Genomic DNA, 17,065 nt, shown 5'->3' with positions numbered 1-17,065 from the left:
TACCTGAAAAATAGGGTATAAAAACATCCCTTTTGATAGATAAATGTATCAAAGGGGATTTTTTTTGGGATGTAAATTGTTGTAACACATTTACTTAATCGTTGTAGTACATTCATACCCCTACAAACGAATATATTAATACCCCGTGGTGGTTTTAATAAATCAAATTTGTGTTGTGATTAACCCAAGAACCCAATTTAACTTAATTTCAACTAACCTTTTTTACAGAATATGAAAAAAAAGATACAGAAAAATGCAATTTTTAAATTAACATTTTTGCTATTTGTGTGCATGTTCTACACATCGGTGCATGCTCAAAGCAAAATTATTACAGGTACCGTTGTAGACGACCAAAAGATACCCCTGCCGGGTGCTAATGTTATTGTGGCAGGAACATCTGTAAGTACCTCTACAGACCTTGACGGTAATTATACCATACAGGCAGAGCCGGGACAAACGCTTATGTTCTCTTTTGTTGGCATGGAAACAGTTTCGGTAGTAGTGGCCAACCAAACTAAAATTGATGCAACCTTGAACGGAACAAAAATTCTTGATGAGGTTGTGGTAGTTGGTTATGGTACAAAAAAGAAGAGCGACGTAATTAGTTCGGTAGTATCTGTAAGTGCCAAAGACCTTACCAAAGTGGCAACTTCAGATATTGGCGAAATGCTTAGGGGTAAGGCTGCGGGTGTGCAGGTTACTCTTGCCAGTGGCGCTCCGGGTGGTTCTTCGACAATACGCATAAGGGGGCAACGCTCTATTAACGGTGGTAACGACCCTATTGTAATTGCCGATGGTGTAAGGATAGGCAGTATTAACGACATTAACGCCAATGATATCGAATCGTTGGAAGTTTTAAAAGATGCTGCAGCACAATCAATATATGGGGCAAGGGCATCTAATGGGGTTATACTTATCACTACAAAAAGAGGTAAAGAGGGAAAAACAAGTGTAACCTACAATGGTTTTTCGGGTATCCAGACGATCAACAGAAATTTTGATATTTACAGCCCACAGGAATTCGCCCAGCTTACAAGAGAGGCGCATCGTTCTATAAATGGAGGAGTGTATAAAAATGATGAAGATATATTCTCGGCATTGGAACTTGAGAGTTTAAGGACAGGCAATTTTATTGATTGGGAAGACCTTATTATGCGCACAGGGGAGACCCATAACCATGCCCTAAATATTTCTTCAGGCAACGATAAGTTTAGCATCTTCAGTAGTTTAAACTATATTAATACTAAAGGGGTTATACCAAACTCTGATTTTGACAAAGTTGGTTTAAGGCTTAACGCTGATCAAAAAATAAACAGCTGGCTAAAAGTTGGGCTTAATACTTCGTTCCAATTTTCAGAGACTAATAATCCAAATAACGGAGGTATACTTTTAAACTCTATTACCACTTCGCCACTGGGCAAGGTATATAATGATGATGGTTCTTATCGTACTTTTCCCGGCGGATTTGAAGAGAATAAAAATCCATTGATAGATATTTATGAAACCACGAACTTAATTGAACAGCGTAATGACATACTGAACCTGTTTTTAGATGTTACGCCTTTTAAAGGTTTTAAATACAGAATGAACGCCAGCCGCAGATCATGGAATTATAAAAGAAAATCATATAATACATCGGCATCATTAGCAGGTATTGCCAATAACAGGCAGGGTAGTGGTGCAATACAGTTTCAGGATAATGTAGAATGGCAATTGGAAAACATTATTACCTACGACTTCAGTATTAAGGAAAAAAATCATATTTCGTTTACCGGAGTGCAAAGTGTGTCTGAAACAAAGACCAATGATTTTGTAAATACTGCCGACAGAATACCTAACGATTTGCTTGGCATTAACGGACTTGAGGGCGCTATGCTAAACACTCCTACAATAGCCGCTACTAAAAGGGGGATAGTATCGGCAGTAGGACGTTTAGAGTATGATTACGATAATAAATATTATTTTACAGTATCGGGCAGGGCAGACGGTTCTACCGTATTTGGCAGAAATAATAAATGGGCATTTTTTCCTGCAGCTAACTTAGGCTGGAATGTTTACAAAGAAAAGTTCATGGAAAATGTAACTGCTGTTAATAATTTAAAACTAAGGTTTAGCTATGGTAGTGTTGGTAACGAGGCTATAGGTATAGGGCAAAGCCAAAGTACTGCAGACCAAAGGGATTATATTATAGATGATACACGTGTATCTGGTTATATACCCGGGCCTCAAATGCCAAACCCGGACCTTAAGTGGGAAACTTCAACAACTTTTAATGCTGCTGTAGACTTTGGGTTCTTTAACGACAGGATTACTTCTACCATAGAGTTTTACAATACACGAACAAAAGACCTGCTCGTAGCCAGAGCGCTAGACCGCTCTTCTGGTTATGCCTCTCAGCTAAGCAACCTGGGAGAGATACAAAACCAGGGGTGGGAAGTAACGATCAATTCAGACCTTATTAGGAAAGAAGATTTCAGGTTAAAGCTTGGGCTTTCGTTTACGAGAAACAGGAACAAGATAATTAGCCTTTATGGAAAAGATGCAGACGGCAATGGTGTGGAAGATGATGATGTTAACAACAGATGGTTTATAGGGCAGCCAATAGGTGTGTTCTATCAGTACCAGCCCATAGGTATTTTTCAGGAAGGCGAGGATATTGTAAACTCTGCCCAGCCATTGGCAGTTCCGGGAGATGTTAAACTGCGCGATGTAAACGGGGATAATGTAATTAATGATAAGGATAGGGTTATAACTTCTCAGGCGCCGGACTGGTACGGTACACTTTCGTTGGGCGTAGAGTATAAAGGCTTTGACATGTCGGCAGATTTCTATACTGTTCAGGGGGTTACAAGAAACAATGCTTTTCTATACGGCTACACTGAGGGCGGATCATTAAGGGGTATTAAAAACGGTATAAAACAAGACTACTGGACACCAGAAAATCCGGGAGGCAACTGGCCAAGACCAAATTTTGGTAACGACCCAAGGGAAATTTACAGTATGGGGCTTCAGGATGCATCTTATGTAAGGCTGCAAAATATTACTATGGGCTACAGGCTTCCTAAAAACCTGCTGGACAAATTTGGGCTAAGCAATTTAAGGCTGTATATAACTGGTAGCAATTTATTTACCATTACCGACTATCAGTCGTTCAGCCCGGAAAGAAACCCTAACGAATATCCTGAGCCTGTAACTATAGTAACAGGACTGCAATTAGGATTTTAAAATTGTCTAAAAAAGAAAAACATAAATTAAAGATCATGAAAAATATTAAATATCTATACTTTTCTGTACTTCTGGCGGCACTGTCTTTTGTGTCGTGTGAGTCTTTTCTGGAAGAAGAAATTTTAGATGAGATCTCTGTAGATTATATTTATAACTCTCCACAGGGGCTTCAGGTAGGCGTAAATGCACTTTACAATAGAATGAGGTTGTATAATGTGCCATCTGGCGATAACTCCAATTTACAGGCAAATGTATTCTTTATGGCTGCTACCGATCTTGGTTTGCACCGCACATGGTTTACGCCTTATAGCCCATCGGCACACACTCCGGCAAGGTTTCCGGCAGATAAATGGAACAACGCTTACAATATTATAGATAAAGCCTCGGCAATTATTACCAGTGCAAGGTCTATAGATATGGACGAAAATACACGTAACAGTCTGCTGGCACAGGCAAAAGTTATAAGAGGTGAGCTGTACTTAGACCTGTATAGTATGTATGGCAAAATTATGTTAGACACTATACCTACAACTCCGCAAAACATTAACGATCCGGTGGTTTATGAAGCTGCCAGCGATGAAGCCGTTTTCGACCTTATAAACTCTGATCTTGATTTTGCCATAGAACATCTTGATTGGCAGGCTCCAAAAGGCCGATATGCGCAAGGTGTAGCAAGACATTTGAGAGGAAAGGCTGCCTTATGGCAAAACGACTGGCAGGAAGCTGCAGATCAATTTGATGCAATAATTAACAATGGTACACACAGCCTTGTTGAGCTTAGCCAGGTTTTTGGTGCCGATGTAAACCATGCCGAAGCCCTGTTCGTGTATCAAAAAGACCAGTTGCTTGGCGACGGCGATGCCCTTGCAGGCGGTGGTGGTTTTTGGCTTGGTAGTGCATTTACACAGAGGCTGTATGAAAAACAGTCGGGTGCAGATACTAACGGAGAGCTTGAAATTATTATAACTAACGAATATGGAGGTCAGGCATTAGGATGGTTTTTTCCTAACAATTATCTGAATTCGCTTTATGATAAAACAAACGATAAACGTTTTACCACCTACTACTGGCCCGAAAATTATACCGATTATATGGTAAACAATCCATTGCACTCACGCTATGGGCAGCCTATAACAAGACCGGAAGACAACTACAGGAGGTATCATTGGAGTCTTAAAAAATATGCCGATTTTCAAACCAAGTTGCCAAATACCAATGACAGTTATAAAGACTACATGTACTACCGTTTTGCCGAAACGTTACTGTTAGCTTCTGAAGCACACCATAATTTAGGCAACGACGATATTGCCCTTCGCTATATCAACATGGTTAGACGCAGGGGCTATGGCCTTAACCCGGCTACCGCAGCACCAAGTGTAGATTTTACTGTATGGACACAGGATACTTATCTTGAAGAATCTGCCCGCGAGTTGGCTTTTGAAAATAACCGCTGGTTCCTGCTAAAACGTCTTGGTATATTAGGAGAAAGGATTACAAGATATTACAGGAACGGCGACAGCACTACATCTGAAGCAGCTGATGCTCTTAATACCACTACACCTTGGCAGCCACAGTTTGTAAATGTGCCTGTGCCTCAAAGCCAGATAGATATTATGGGAGATGCAGCATCTCAGTTTAATATAGGCTATTAAAATACAGATTTGAATTAGTTAGGTAGTTAGGTTATAGAAGCCTTGCCTGTTGAGGCTTCTATTTTTTCTAACCTTAATGCTAAATAACACAACATGATTAAAACAAAATACATAAAATTATTTTTCGGCTTTGCAGCCTTTATATTGCTCAACACAACTGTTTATGCCCAAAAGACTATCCAGAATATTTATGGGAGGGAAACCATTAGCCTGAATGGGCAATGGAAATATATTATAGACCCTTACCAAATGGGATATTTAGACTACAGGCAAAAGCCTTTTGACCAAAGCGAATCGGGTAAGGGTGGTTTTTATGACAACCTTACCGAAAAAGACAATAAGCCCAAAACAGAGTATAATTTTGATTATGAGCCTGCCTTGCACGTACCGGGCGACTGGAATTCTCAGGACGAGCGTCTTTCTTTTTACGAGGGCACACTTTGGTATAAAAGAGATTTCGTGGCATCGCCCAAACAGGATAAAAAATACTTCCTTCACTTTGGGGCAGTAAATTATGAGTGTAATGTGTACCTGAACGGAAAGAAGCTTGGCAATCATAAAGGAGGGTTTACCCCGTTTCAGTTTGATGTTACAGGAAAGTTAACAGACGGCAAAAACTTTGTAGTGGTAATGGTAGACAACACCCGTAAAAAAGACGAAATACCTACTATTAATACCGATTGGTGGAACTATGGTGGTATTACAAGAGATGTTACGCTCATAGCCACTCCGCTAAGCTATATTGAAGATTATAAAGTACAATTGGCTAAAGATAATAAAAATGCCATAGAGGGCTTTATTCAGGTAAAAGGCGGTAATAGTAAAGAAACAGTAACGGTAGAAATACCGGAGCTTAAAATAAAGCAATCATTTACTACTGATGCTAACGGGGTAGCAAAGTTTAATTTCCCGGTTAAAAAACTACAGTATTGGTCGCCCGAAAATCCTAAGCTTTATAATGTTACTGTTGCCTCCGGCAGCGATAAAGTGTCAGACAGAATTGGCTTTAAGACCATTAAAACAATTGGCAAAGACATATTGCTGAATGGCGAATCTATTTTCTTAAAAGGCATATCGGTACACGACGAAAACCCCCTTGTTGAAGGAAGGCTAAGGAGCGAGGGCGATATGAGGATGATACTTAACTGGGCAAAAGAATTGGGGTGTAATTACATTCGCCTGGCACATTACACACACGATGAGAAAATGCTTCGCCTTGCCGATGAGGTTGGTTTGCTGGTTTGGGCGGAGGTGCCTGTGTACTGGACCATATCATGGACTAATGATGAGACGTATAAAAATGCCGAAAACCAATTGGCGGTGGGTATAGAGCGTGATAAGAATAGGGCCTGTGTGGCTATATGGTCTATAGGTAATGAAACACCCGTTACCGAAGAACGCAATGTATTTATGGGCAGGCTTGCAGATAAAGTGAGAAGTCTTGACAATACACGCCTTGTAGCAGCAGCATTAGAAGTGCATCGTAAAGGGTTTACGGTTATTGTAGATGATGCTCTTGCCAACAAATTAGACTTAGCAAGTTTTAATGAATATGGTGGATGGTATTGGGCAGAACCTAAAGACCTGCCAAAATATTCATTTGATATTAAGTTTAATAAACCGGTTGTGATTTCAGAATTTGGGGCAGAGGCAGTAGCTGGCTATCATGGTACAGAAGATACTATTTGGACAGAGGAGTTTCAGCAATTGTTCTATGAGCAGCAACTTGCAATGTTAGATAAGGTAGATGCTCTTAGAGGCATGACTCCCTGGATATTAGTCGATTTTAAATCGCCACGCAGACAACACCCTTTATACCAAAATTTTTGGAACAGAAAAGGATTGATATCCAATACAGGTAAAAAGAAAAAAGCTTTTTACACTTTACAAAACTATTATAACAATAAGACAGTTAAAAAATCTAAATAGATCAGGATGAAAAATAAACTAACAATATTAGGGCTAATATGGCTTCTTGCGGCAGGTTCTTGCTCAAGTGATGACAGGGTGGTTTTTGTTAATGGTGATGTAGAAGCCGGAAACAATACTGATCCTGAAGGATACAATGCCAAACAGGTAATTTTAGACATGAGTGCAGGTTTTAATCTCGGTAATACTTTTGATAATGGCAATAATTCAACAGCCTTTACAAGTATAAAACCTATAATTGACCTGTATCATAACGCGGGAATGAAGCATGTAAGGATACCCACCACATGGATGGACAGGTTTACTGATAAAATTGCCGACGATAACGGCAACGTTAATACAAACCACCCTCGTTTTTTAGAACTGGTTCAGGTTATAGATTATGCGCTTAGCCTTGATATGTATGTGGTTCTAAACACGCACCATGAGCACTGGTTAAAAGACCATTATGATGGCACTGAGGCTTATGATGCAAAGTTCCGCACGTTGTGGACAGGCATTGCCAATCATTTTAAAAACTATTCCCATAAACTTATTTTTGAAGTTCTAAACGAGCCCGAAGGCACGCTTGGCGAGAACGATGGCAGCGGGCCTTTCCCGGATCCGGCCGATGCCACGGCTATGGAATATACACGCAGGGTTAACCTTGTAGGATATGACGCCATACGTGCAACGGGCGGTGAAAATGCCACGCGTATTGTAATGGTTAGTGTAAACGGTCAGGGTAATGCGCTTAATATAGAGGAAGTATATCCAAGCAAAGCGAGCCTTCCGGGTGGAGGTACCGACAGGTATCTGTCTATACAGGTGCATAGTTATAATCCATGGGCTTTTTGTGGAGAAACAGGCAGTAATGCCGCTTTTCCTGGCAGTGCATTTTTTGAAACAGGAGTGCAAAACGTGCGTATTCATGCTCAAAGGCTTGATGTGCCTATAAATTATGGCGAGTTTGGTGTGGGTAGGAGCTCTAATACATCAGAAAGAAATACCGATCTTGTGAGAGGATACTACAAAACTATGGCCGATGCCATTTTAGGACAGTCTATGTCTTACAGCGTTTGGGACGATCGAGGTTGGTTTGGCCTTATAAACAACTCAGGTACTACGTTTACCAATAATATAGTACCTTATATGCTGAATTAGTTTTTGAAACTATTTTTCAAGGCTAAAATTTTAATTATCAATATGATATAAATAACAATGTCTTAACATTTGAGTGATTTTTTTTTGAGTAATTTGCAGCTTATAAATGGTTTTCTCACATTTGGTTAGGGTTAGTTAGAAGAATGCCGGTGCCTAAAAGTACCGGCATTTTTATGTTTATTTAAATCGATGGAAAGTAAATACCTTATGTTTATGTGTAATAATTAACAATACTGTTAAGTTGTTAACATTATGATTTAAAATGTTAAATATTTATCAGTATGTGAAACGACTTTTATAATTTTGAAGAAAATATTGAAGGGTGAAAAAGTCGCTGTTTATACTGTGTCTTATGGTGGGTGTTGTTGGGTATGGTCAGGAATGGCATACCGACCTTAATGCTGCAAGGCAAAAAGCTGCAGCATCAGATAAAAAAATACTGCTCGTTTTTTCGGGACCGGGTTGGTGCCAGCCATGCATGGAACTTGATAAAAAGCTTTGGCTGTCGGACGAATTTTTGGCTGAAGCCGAAGACAGATGGATACTGCTTCGTGCCGATTTCCCTCAAAAGAAAGGTGATCCTGAACCTGTAAACATTAACGATCCAAAAATTATTCTTGCCGAAAAATTTAACCGCGATGGTTTCTTTCCTTTTTTTGTGGTGCTCGACCAAAACGGCAGATTGCTGGGTAAAAGCGGTTACGAAAAATTAGAAACACCACAGGAATATATAAGCCTTTTTAAAAAACTGGGCAGGCAGCTTTAAGCCGGTTCTTCCATTCTTTCCTGTAGCTGTTTAAAATAAGCAAAAGCCTTAACTATTCTGCTTCCGTACCAGCTAAACATTTCGCCGTCTACAAAAACAGTTTTTGCATGGTGAGTAAAACGCCCTAATTCAAAAGCATCTTCGTCTTTAAAAGGGTAGGGTTCATTAGGCAAAAATACCACTTCAGGATCACCCTGTATGCGCATCTTTTGTACAATAACTTCCGGGTATCGTTCTAGATGCCCATATATATTTGTAAAATTGTTCAGTTTTAGCATTTCGTTTATAAAAGTGCCATTTGCCGCTGCCATATACGGGTCTTTCCAAATAAAATAAGCAACCTTTAAAGGTTTTTTATTTTTTATATAGCTTTTAAAATCTTTAAGTCCAAAGTTTATTTTGTCTGTCCATAACTGTGCCTGTGTGCGTACAGAGAATATTTTACCAAAATCCTCTATTATCGCTATCGCATCGGCTATAGTAGCAATGTCAGTAACATATACAGGAGCTATTTCGCGCATTGCGGCTACAATTTCTTCTGTGTTTTCTTCTTTATTAGCAATGATGATATCCGGGGCGAGAGCCTTGATTTTTTCGACATGTACTTTTTTTGTACCGCCAATAACCCTCTTGGTAGATTTTAAGTGATAGGGATGTACACAAAATTTAGTTATTCCAACAATACGGTCTTCGAGTCCTAAATCAAAAAGCAATTCTGTTAGCGATGGCACAAGACATACTATGCGCGTTGGAACAGAAGCAAGCGATAGGGGAGTGCCTGTTTGGTCTGTATAAGTTTTCAATATTTAAATTTTACAGCTTATTATTAAGGATCTCTTCCATTTCCTTTTGCACTTTCAAAGCTTCTTCTCTTGCTTTTTCTGCAAAATCTTTTCCATTCGAAGCATATATAATAGCCCTCGAAGAGTTAACTAAAAGGCCTACATTCTCGCTCATGCCATATTTGCAAACATCCTGCAGGCTGCCTCCCTGGGCACCTACACCAGGAACTAATATAAAACTATTAGGTATTATCTTTCTTATCTCAGTAAAATATTCAGCTTTTGTAGCTCCAACCACATACATAAGATTTTCACTATTTTTCCAGGTTTTAGAAGTTTCCAGTACAGTTTTATAAAGTTCAACACCGTCAACTTTTTTTGTCTGGAAATCAAAAGCACCTTCATTGCTTGTAAGGGCAAGCAGTATGGTAAATTTATCTTTTACGGCAAGAAATGGCTCTACACTGTCTTTACCCATATATGGGGCTACCGTTATACTGTCAAAATTCAGGTCCTGTAAAAAAGCCTTTGCATACATGGCAGATGTATTGCCAATATCGCCACGTTTGGCATCGGCAATAGTAAATTGCTCAGGATATTTTTGGTTTATGTATGCTATTGTGCTTTCAAGCGATTGCCATCCTTTTAAACCATAGGCTTCAAAAAAAGCTGTATTTGGTTTAAAAGCCACACAAAGATCTTGCGTAGCATCTATAATAGCTTTGTTGAACTCAAATATAGGATCTTCAGTATCCAGTAAATGCTGTGGGATTTTTGTTAGATCGACATCAAGGCCAACGCTTAAAAAAGATTTTTTTTGCTGTATGTTTTCGTATAGTTGTTGTGTAGTCATTATTGGGTATTGGGTTTTAGGTGTTGTAGTTAGCGTGCGCAAAAATACGTTTTTTGTTTTTTAAACGAAATAGTATGTAATGGCTGTAAAACAATTATTATATAAAAAATCCCGCCAAAGCGGGATCCTCATTAATATATCTCTGTTTCTTTAAGCTTCTCGGTGTTGTTAACCAATTGCAGTTCTTCGACAACTTTATTGATGTTTCCGTTCATAACACCGTCAAGGTCATAAAGTGTCAAACCAATACGGTGGTCTGTAACACGCCCTTGCGGGTAGTTATATGTACGTATTTTAGCCGAACGGTCTCCACTGCTCACTTGGCTGCTGCGTTTTGCGGCATCTTCTTCCTGCTTTTTTGCAAGCTCCATTTCATAAAGACGCGAGCGTAAAACCTGAGTAGCCTTATCTTTATTTTTGTGCTGTGATTTTTCATCCTGACACTGCGCTACAAGACCTGTAGGTATGTGTGTTAAACGTACTGCCGACTTAGTAGTATTAACCGACTGTCCACCGGGACCTGATGAACAGAAGTAATCGATACGTACTTCATTCATATCAAGGTGTACGTCAAATTCTTCAGCTTCAGGCAATACCATAACAGTAGCCGCAGAGGTGTGGATACGTCCCTGGGTTTCGGTTTGCGGTACACGCTGCACGCGGTGTACACCAGCCTCAAATTTTAGAGTGCCGTAAACGTCTTCTCCGGTAACTTCAAAAATCACCTCTTTAAATCCTCCCGATGTACCCTCGCTAATATCAACAACACTGGTTCTCCAGCCTCGGTTTTCGCAGTATTTAGTGTACATACGATAAAGGTCGCCTGCAAAAATACTGGCTTCATCACCACCGGTACCGGCACGGATCTCAACCATTACGTTCTTGGCATCCTCAGGATCTTTAGGTACCAGCATGAACTTGATCTCTTCTTCAAGCTGAGGCAGTCTTTCTTTGGCTTCATCAATCTGTAGCTTGGCCATCTCAGTCATTTCGGGGTCACTTCCATCCGAAATGATCTCATTAGCTTCATCAATGTTACCTATAACATTAATATATTCTTCCCTTTTTTCGTTTAGGGCTTTAAGCTCTTTATATTCTTTATTAAGCTGAACATAACGCTTTTGGTCAGATATAATATCCGGTTGGATAATTAGGTCTGATACCTCGTCAAATTTTTGCTTAATGATCTGTAACCTGTCTAACATAGTCTTTCCCTTTTATTGGAGCTGCAAAATTACGTATTTTTTTTGATTCTTAATAGCAGAATATGTACTGTAATCTGAATAGGTTGATGTGCACTATTTATTTTGTGTAAACAGCAAGCATACAGGTGAGCAAAGCTCTATTTTCTTTTTAGTATCGGTAAGCATTCCGGTGCTTTTATCACGTTTAAAAATAGTAATGTTATTAGTGTTTTGATTGCCTACCAATATATAGCTATCGGTAGGGTCTATTGTAAAATTGCGTGGTCCGCTGCCCTGAGTGCTTATTTGCTGCACAAGGTTTATCCTGCCATTGGCGTGTACCCTAAATGCCGAAATAGTATTTACATCGCCACGATTGGTAGCATACATATACTTTCCATCGTTGCTAAATTGTATATGGGCAGCACCGTTTTTTGCCATAAAATTTTCCGGGAAACCCACTGTAGTATCTTGTATTTGTGTGAGCTTATCGTCTACATAGTCAAACACTACAAGGCTGCCGTCAAGCTCGTTGAGTAAATATATAAAAGTGCCGTTAGGGTTAAAAGCAATGTGGCGCGGCCCGCTTCCGGCTTTAATAGTTATGGCATCTTTAAATATAAGAGTTTTGTCGCCGCCGTTAGGGTTGTAGGTGTACATGAAAATTTTATCGGCACCAAGGTCGGTCACAAAAAGTACTTTTTTGTCGGGCGATAAATAAACCATGTGAGGGTGTGGGGCTTCCTGCCTTGTTTTATCGGGGCCTGTACCACTATGCTTTACAACTTGTTTGGCATCGGTAAGACTGCCGTCTGATTTTTTTTCAAATACAGCAATACTGCCCCCACTGTAGTTGGCTACAATTACGTTCTTGTCGTCGTTAATTATATAGCACGGGTCAGCACCTTTGCTGTCTTTTTTGTTAAGAGGGTCAAGTTTTCCAGTTGCCGGAGCATATTTAAAAGCACTCACAGAGCTGTTCCTGCCATCTTCGTTAACGCTGTACACAAATTTTTTATCGGTACTAACTGTAAGGTAGCTTGGGTTTATAACCCCATCTGTATTAGACTTTAGTTTAAATTCGAGTGTATTTACATTAAAATCATAAACATAGATGCCTTTGCTGGCGCACGTGTTAGTATATGTGCCAACAATAAGATTATAGTTGTCCTGTGCGGCTGCGTTCATAAATGCAAATAATAGTAGGGCCTTTGCTAATTTCATGGTATGCAATTTAGTGCACGCAAAAGTAAAATTTTTAAATATTATGTGAAATTTCTAACGGCTATTTGGTCGTCTATTTAGAATAAAAATGTTTATTTTTGACAAACTTTAAAACGAATGCAGTTTAAACACCCGGAAATCCTATACTTTTTATTCCTGCTGGCAATCCCCATTTTGGTGCACCTGTTTCAATTGCGTCGTTTTCAAAAGCAATATTTTACCAATGTTCGTTTTTTAAAAGAGCTTAGCATGCAAACGCGAAAAAGCTCGGTTATTAAAAAATGGTTGTTGCTTGCTACCCGCTTACTGCTGCTGGCATGCCTGATTGTTGCTTTTGCCCAACCTTTTTTTAAAGCAGCAGACAGTAACAACACCGATAACCAAATGGTAATTTTGCTTGACAATTCGTTCTCTATGCAGGCTAAAGGCAGCCGTGGCGAATTGCTTAAACGTACTGTACAGGATTTACTGGAAAATACGCCCGAAGACCAAAAGTTTTCGTTAATAACCAACAATGGTGCTTATTGGGATACTGATATTAAATCGATACAAAAAGACCTTCAGAATTTAGCCTATACAGATGTGCCTTTTCGCCCCGATTTTTTATTGACCAAAGCTCAGGCTAAAACGCCAAATACAGGAAAGGATATTGTGGTAATTACTGATGCCGTTAACCTTGACAGTAAAGATCTTGCAAAGTTTGACAGAGACTCGCCTCTTTATGCTATAGTGCCCGAAGCGGAAAGTGAAAGGAATATAGCTATAGACAGTGTTTATATATCTCAAACTTTAGATAATTTTTATGAGGTTAAGGTCGATATGAGGGCTTACGGCAGTTTTACTGATGACGTGTCTATTGCTTTATACAACGGCAACAGCCTTGCGGCTAAAACATTGGTTAAATTTGATGCCGATAAAAAAAGCAGCACGTTTACAATACCTAAAAAAGATTTTCACGGTTATGTAACTGTTACTGATGGTAGCCTTGATTATGACAACTATTATTATTTCAGCATTTCAAAACCATCAAAATCTAATGTAATTGTAATAGGGGAGCCTGCTAAGAATGCTTTCCTTAAAAGGATATACACGCAGGACGAATTTAACTTTGCAGATACACAATTGGCTTCACTGGATTACAACAGCCTCGATAAGCAGGATGCTATTGTATTGAATGAGCTGAAGGAAATTCCTCAATCTTTAATTACCACATTAAAAGATTTTTATGCTAAAGGAGGTAACATTGTTGTTATCCCCTCAATAGAAAGCACCCCTCAAAATCTTAATACATTGCTTACTGTTTTTGGAAATGTAGTTTATAAACCTTTAACTCAGGGAGAAAAACTTATTACTAAAATTGCATTTAGCCACCCTTTATACCAAACGGTATTTGAAAAGAAAGTTGATAATTTTCAGTACCCTAATATAAAAGCAGGATTTAACATTAGCGGAAATGCATTGCCTGTATTGTCATACAATGATGGCTCTCCATTTCTTACCTCGATAACCAACAGATTAGGCAATGTATATATTTTTGCGGCTCCGGTAAATAAAGCAAACAGTAACTTTCAAAATTCGCCTGTTGTTGTACCTACTTTTTATAATATGGCAATAGGAGCGGGTAAAACAGGTATAAGCGCATTTAAGATAGGTCAAAACGAAAGTGTATTGCTGGATGTAGTACTGTCTAAAGACGAGGTGCTGGCTGTTAAAAACGATAAATCTGATTTTATACCCATGCAGCAGGTACTCAACAATAAAGTTAAACTTTCGTTTGGTGATTATCCAGAGACTGCTGGCAACTATAGCATATTTAAAGGAAAAGAAAACCTTAAAAATATAAGTTTTAATCATCTGAGAACGGAAAGCAACCTTAGTCTTAAAAATCAATCAGTGCTTGCAGATTTTACTAAGGCAGATTCTGTTTCTACAGTTTATAATGATATTAAAAGCGGCCGTACCGCTAACGAAATGTGGAAATGGTTTGTTATTGGCACACTTATTTTCCTGATACTTGAATTATTGATACAAAAATTTGTAAAATAAAATGAACCTTATCTTTAAAAACGCCATTATAGTAGATGCTAACAGCTCATTTAACAACAAGGCAGTTGACATTATAGTTGAAGGCGGCATAATAAAAAAAATAGGCGCAGGTCTTACAGCCGATGGCTTTGATGTTATTGAGCTTGACAACCTGCATATATCTAATGGTTGGTTTGACAGTTCTGTTAGCTTTGGTGAGCCGGGCTATGAAGACCGCGAAACGCTTGCCAACGGTCTTAACGTTGCTGCTAAAAGCGGTTTTACTGATATTGCATTGCAGCCTAATGCTAACCCTATTGCCGATAAACAGGCCGACATAGCATTTCTTATAAGCAAGGCACAAAACGCGGCAACATCTTTACACCCAATAGGAGCACTTACAAAAAGCAGCGAGGGTAAAGATATAGCCGAACTATTCGACATGAAAAACGCCGGGGCTGTAGCTTTTGGCGATTATAACAAATCGTTGCAGGATGCTGGGCTTTTAAAAATAGCGCTGCAATATGCTCAGGATTTTGACGGATTGGTAATTGCTTATGCCCAGGATGATAAAATTAAAGGAAAGGGTGTGGTTCATGAAGGTGAAGTTAGTACACGTCTTGGCCTTAAAGGTATACCTACACTTGCCGAAGAACTGCAAATTGTTCGTAACCTTTATTTGTTAGAATATACAGGAGGCAAGCTGCATATACCTACTATTTCCACTGCTAAGTCTGTACAGCTAATTAAAGAAGCTAAGGCTAAAGGTCTGAACGTAACTTGCAGTGTTTCTGTACATCACCTTGTATTTACAGATGAAGTACTAACAGAATTTGACAGCCGCTATAAAGTAACACCGCCATTGCGTCCAGAAACTGAAAGGCAGGCACTGATAGCAGGTGTATTAGATGGTACTATTGATGTTATTACTACCGATCATAATCCTATTGATATTGAAAACAAAAAGTTGGAGTTTGACCTTGCGAAAGATGGTACGGTAGGTTTAGAAAGTGCTTTTGGTGCTTTGCAAACGGTATTGCCTTTAGAGGTTATTGTTGAGAAATTGACTGTCGGCAAAACTATCTTCGGCCTTCAACAATCGCTGATTGCAGAAGGAGCTACCGCATCGTTTACATTATTTAATCCTGACGGTGCGTGGACGTTTAACAAACAAAACATATTATCCAAATCTAAAAACTCGGCTTTCCTTAATAAAGAAATGAAAGGCAAAGCCTATGGGGTTTATAATAAAGGAAAGCTGATTTTAGGGTAATAATACAGGCTTTTATATCAACATAAGAATATTAATAATGAATAAAGAAATAGTTGAACAGGGCAAAAGTACAGCCATAACTGCTTATATACTGGTTGTGGGCGCACTTATTGCCATGTCTATGAACTCTGAAAATAAAAACCCGTATGCCTCATTTCATGTAAGGCAGGCTATGGGGTTATCAATACTTTTTGTGCTTATTGGTTATACCATCAGTGGCTTTGCTGATCCTATGATAACTTTTCCATTCTGGCTTTTTATGTCGGTTTTATGGGGCTATGGCATTGTATCGGCTATAAAGGGCGATACAACACCGGTGCCTTTGTTGGGTAATTTTTTTCAGAAATTCTTTAAAAAACTGTAAACATGGAGCTGTCTTTATATCATTTGGTAAGAGAACCTAAAGTAAAACAGGATAAAAGCCCATTGCTGTTGTTGCTTCATGGTTATGGCAGTAACGAAGAAGATCTTTTTGGTTTTGCATCGCAATTGCCTGACGAATATTTAATTATATCGGCACGTGCACCATACAGTTTGCCCCCTTATGGGCATGCGTGGTATGCTATTAATTTTGATGCCGACATGAATAAGTTTACAGATAATGTTCAGGCAGCACAGTCTCGCGACCTTATTGCTAAATTTATAGATGAAGTGGCTGAAACATATCCGGTCGATAAAGATAATATTACACTTATAGGTTTTAGCCAGGGAGCTATACTGAGCTATTCGGTTGCATTAAGCTATCCTGAAAAAGTGAGTAGGGTAGTGGCCCTGAGCGGTTATTTAAATATGGATATCGTTCAGGAAGCACAAACACCAAACGTAAAATTCTTTATATCACATGGTACTCAGGATCAGGTAATACCTGTAGAATGGGCACGTCAGGCACCTGTATATTTAAAGGAGCATGGCTTGCAGGCAGAATATCATGAATATCCTGTAGGGCATGGGGTAGCACCTCAAAATTTTTATGACCTGCTGTCGTGGTTAAATAAAAATTAAGAACATA

General features: G+C 39.1%; 13 protein-coding genes. 9 read left to right on the top strand and 4 right to left on the bottom strand.

Annotation, left to right across the window (positions count from 1 at the left end; all coding sequences use genetic code 11):
• The first annotated feature begins 231 nt into the window (after positions 1-231).
• The 5 genes from GR160_RS05105 (at position 232) to GR160_RS05085 (ending at position 8,715) form a co-directional block, all read left to right on the top strand.
• Positions 232-3,225, top strand: coding sequence for a TonB-dependent receptor (locus tag GR160_RS05105; RefSeq protein ID WP_160748740.1), 2,994 nt, complete (start codon positions 232-234; stop codon positions 3,223-3,225).
• Positions 3,226-3,260: 35 nt separating this feature from the next.
• Positions 3,261-4,877, top strand: coding sequence for a RagB/SusD family nutrient uptake outer membrane protein (locus GR160_RS05100; RefSeq protein WP_160748739.1), 1,617 nt, complete (start codon positions 3,261-3,263; stop codon positions 4,875-4,877).
• 93 nt (positions 4,878-4,970) lie between these two features.
• Positions 4,971-6,806, top strand: a complete 1,836-nt coding sequence (locus GR160_RS05095) for a glycoside hydrolase family 2 protein (RefSeq protein WP_160748738.1) — start codon at positions 4,971-4,973, stop codon at positions 6,804-6,806.
• 6 nt (positions 6,807-6,812) lie between these two features.
• Positions 6,813-7,949 (top strand): glycoside hydrolase family 5 protein, encoded by a 1,137-nt coding sequence (locus tag GR160_RS05090; RefSeq protein ID WP_160748737.1) that lies wholly within the window; start codon positions 6,813-6,815, stop codon positions 7,947-7,949.
• Positions 7,950-8,271: 322 nt separating this feature from the next.
• Positions 8,272-8,715 (top strand): thioredoxin family protein, encoded by a 444-nt coding sequence (locus GR160_RS05085; protein WP_370519199.1) that lies wholly within the window; start codon positions 8,272-8,274, stop codon positions 8,713-8,715.
• On the opposite strand, the gene GR160_RS05080 is transcribed toward GR160_RS05085, so the two are convergent.
• The 4 genes from GR160_RS05080 to GR160_RS05065 all read right to left on the bottom strand — a co-directional run bounded on the left by GR160_RS05080 (position 8,712) and on the right by GR160_RS05065 (position 12,758).
• Complete coding sequence (locus GR160_RS05080) at positions 8,712-9,518, bottom strand: ABC transporter substrate-binding protein (protein ID WP_160748736.1); 807 nt, start codon at positions 9,516-9,518, stop codon at positions 8,712-8,714. The genes GR160_RS05085 and GR160_RS05080 overlap by 4 nt on opposite strands.
• Positions 9,519-9,528: 10 nt before the next feature.
• The gene (gene pyrF / locus GR160_RS05075; RefSeq protein ID WP_160748735.1) at positions 9,529-10,350 is read right to left on the bottom strand and encodes an orotidine-5'-phosphate decarboxylase; all 822 of its coding nucleotides are present in this window, start codon (positions 10,348-10,350) and stop codon (positions 9,529-9,531) included.
• Positions 10,351-10,481: 131 nt separating this feature from the next.
• On the bottom strand, positions 10,482-11,555 hold the full coding sequence (gene prfA, locus GR160_RS05070; protein ID WP_160748734.1) for a peptide chain release factor 1: 1,074 nt from the start codon (positions 11,553-11,555) through the stop codon (positions 10,482-10,484).
• A 93-nt stretch (positions 11,556-11,648) separates the two neighbouring features.
• Positions 11,649-12,758, bottom strand: coding sequence for a lactonase family protein (locus tag GR160_RS05065; protein WP_237421164.1), 1,110 nt, complete (start codon positions 12,756-12,758; stop codon positions 11,649-11,651).
• A gap of 117 nt (positions 12,759-12,875) precedes the next feature.
• Here GR160_RS05065 and GR160_RS05060 point away from each other — a divergent pair, with 117 nt between their 5' ends.
• Genes GR160_RS05060 through GR160_RS05045 form a run of 4 tightly spaced genes read left to right on the top strand, consistent with a single transcriptional unit; the run spans position 12,876 to position 17,058 of the window.
• Positions 12,876-14,804 (top strand): BatA and WFA domain-containing protein, encoded by a 1,929-nt coding sequence (locus GR160_RS05060; protein WP_160748733.1) that lies wholly within the window; start codon positions 12,876-12,878, stop codon positions 14,802-14,804.
• Position 14,805: 1 nt separating this feature from the next.
• A complete protein-coding gene (locus GR160_RS05055) occupies positions 14,806-16,056 on the top strand; it encodes a dihydroorotase family protein (protein ID WP_160748732.1) in 1,251 nt (416 codons plus the stop codon).
• 37 nt (positions 16,057-16,093) lie between these two features.
• Positions 16,094-16,420, top strand: a complete 327-nt coding sequence (locus GR160_RS05050; RefSeq protein WP_160748731.1) for a hypothetical protein — start codon at positions 16,094-16,096, stop codon at positions 16,418-16,420.
• A 2-nt stretch (positions 16,421-16,422) separates the two neighbouring features.
• Positions 16,423-17,058: an alpha/beta hydrolase gene (locus GR160_RS05045; RefSeq protein ID WP_160748730.1), complete on the top strand. Its 636-nt coding sequence runs from the start codon at positions 16,423-16,425 to the stop codon at positions 17,056-17,058.
• The last annotated feature ends 7 nt before the right edge of the window (positions 17,059-17,065 follow it).

This window comes from Flavobacterium sp. Sd200 (genome assembly GCF_009826935.1).
GTDB lineage: Bacteria > Bacteroidota > Bacteroidia > Flavobacteriales > Flavobacteriaceae > Flavobacterium.
Note: the sequence above shows the minus strand (reverse complement) of the source record. Positions and strands in the feature narration are given on the sequence as shown.

Bases quoted from the DNA above. Each gene is read 5' to 3' on its own strand.
- GR160_RS05060 (WP_160748733.1), top strand. From the start codon at position 12,876: ATGCAGTTTAAACACCCGGAAATCCTATACTTTTTATTCCTGCTGGCA.
- GR160_RS05045 (WP_160748730.1), top strand. From the start codon at position 16,423: ATGGAGCTGTCTTTATATCATTTGGTAAGAGAACCTAAAGTAAAACAG.
- GR160_RS05050 (WP_160748731.1), top strand. From the start codon at position 16,094: ATGAATAAAGAAATAGTTGAACAGGGCAAAAGTACAGCCATAACTGCT.
- GR160_RS05105 (WP_160748740.1), top strand. From the start codon at position 232: ATGAAAAAAAAGATACAGAAAAATGCAATTTTTAAATTAACATTTTTG.
- prfA (WP_160748734.1), bottom strand. From the start codon at position 11,555: ATGTTAGACAGGTTACAGATCATTAAGCAAAAATTTGACGAGGTATCA.
- GR160_RS05065 (WP_237421164.1), bottom strand. From the start codon at position 12,758: ATGAAATTAGCAAAGGCCCTACTATTATTTGCATTTATGAACGCAGCC.
- GR160_RS05095 (WP_160748738.1), top strand. From the start codon at position 4,971: ATGATTAAAACAAAATACATAAAATTATTTTTCGGCTTTGCAGCCTTT.
- GR160_RS05055 (WP_160748732.1), top strand. From the start codon at position 14,806: ATGAACCTTATCTTTAAAAACGCCATTATAGTAGATGCTAACAGCTCA.
- pyrF (WP_160748735.1), bottom strand. From the start codon at position 10,350: ATGACTACACAACAACTATACGAAAACATACAGCAAAAAAAATCTTTT.
- GR160_RS05090 (WP_160748737.1), top strand. From the start codon at position 6,813: ATGAAAAATAAACTAACAATATTAGGGCTAATATGGCTTCTTGCGGCA.
- GR160_RS05100 (WP_160748739.1), top strand. From the start codon at position 3,261: ATGAAAAATATTAAATATCTATACTTTTCTGTACTTCTGGCGGCACTG.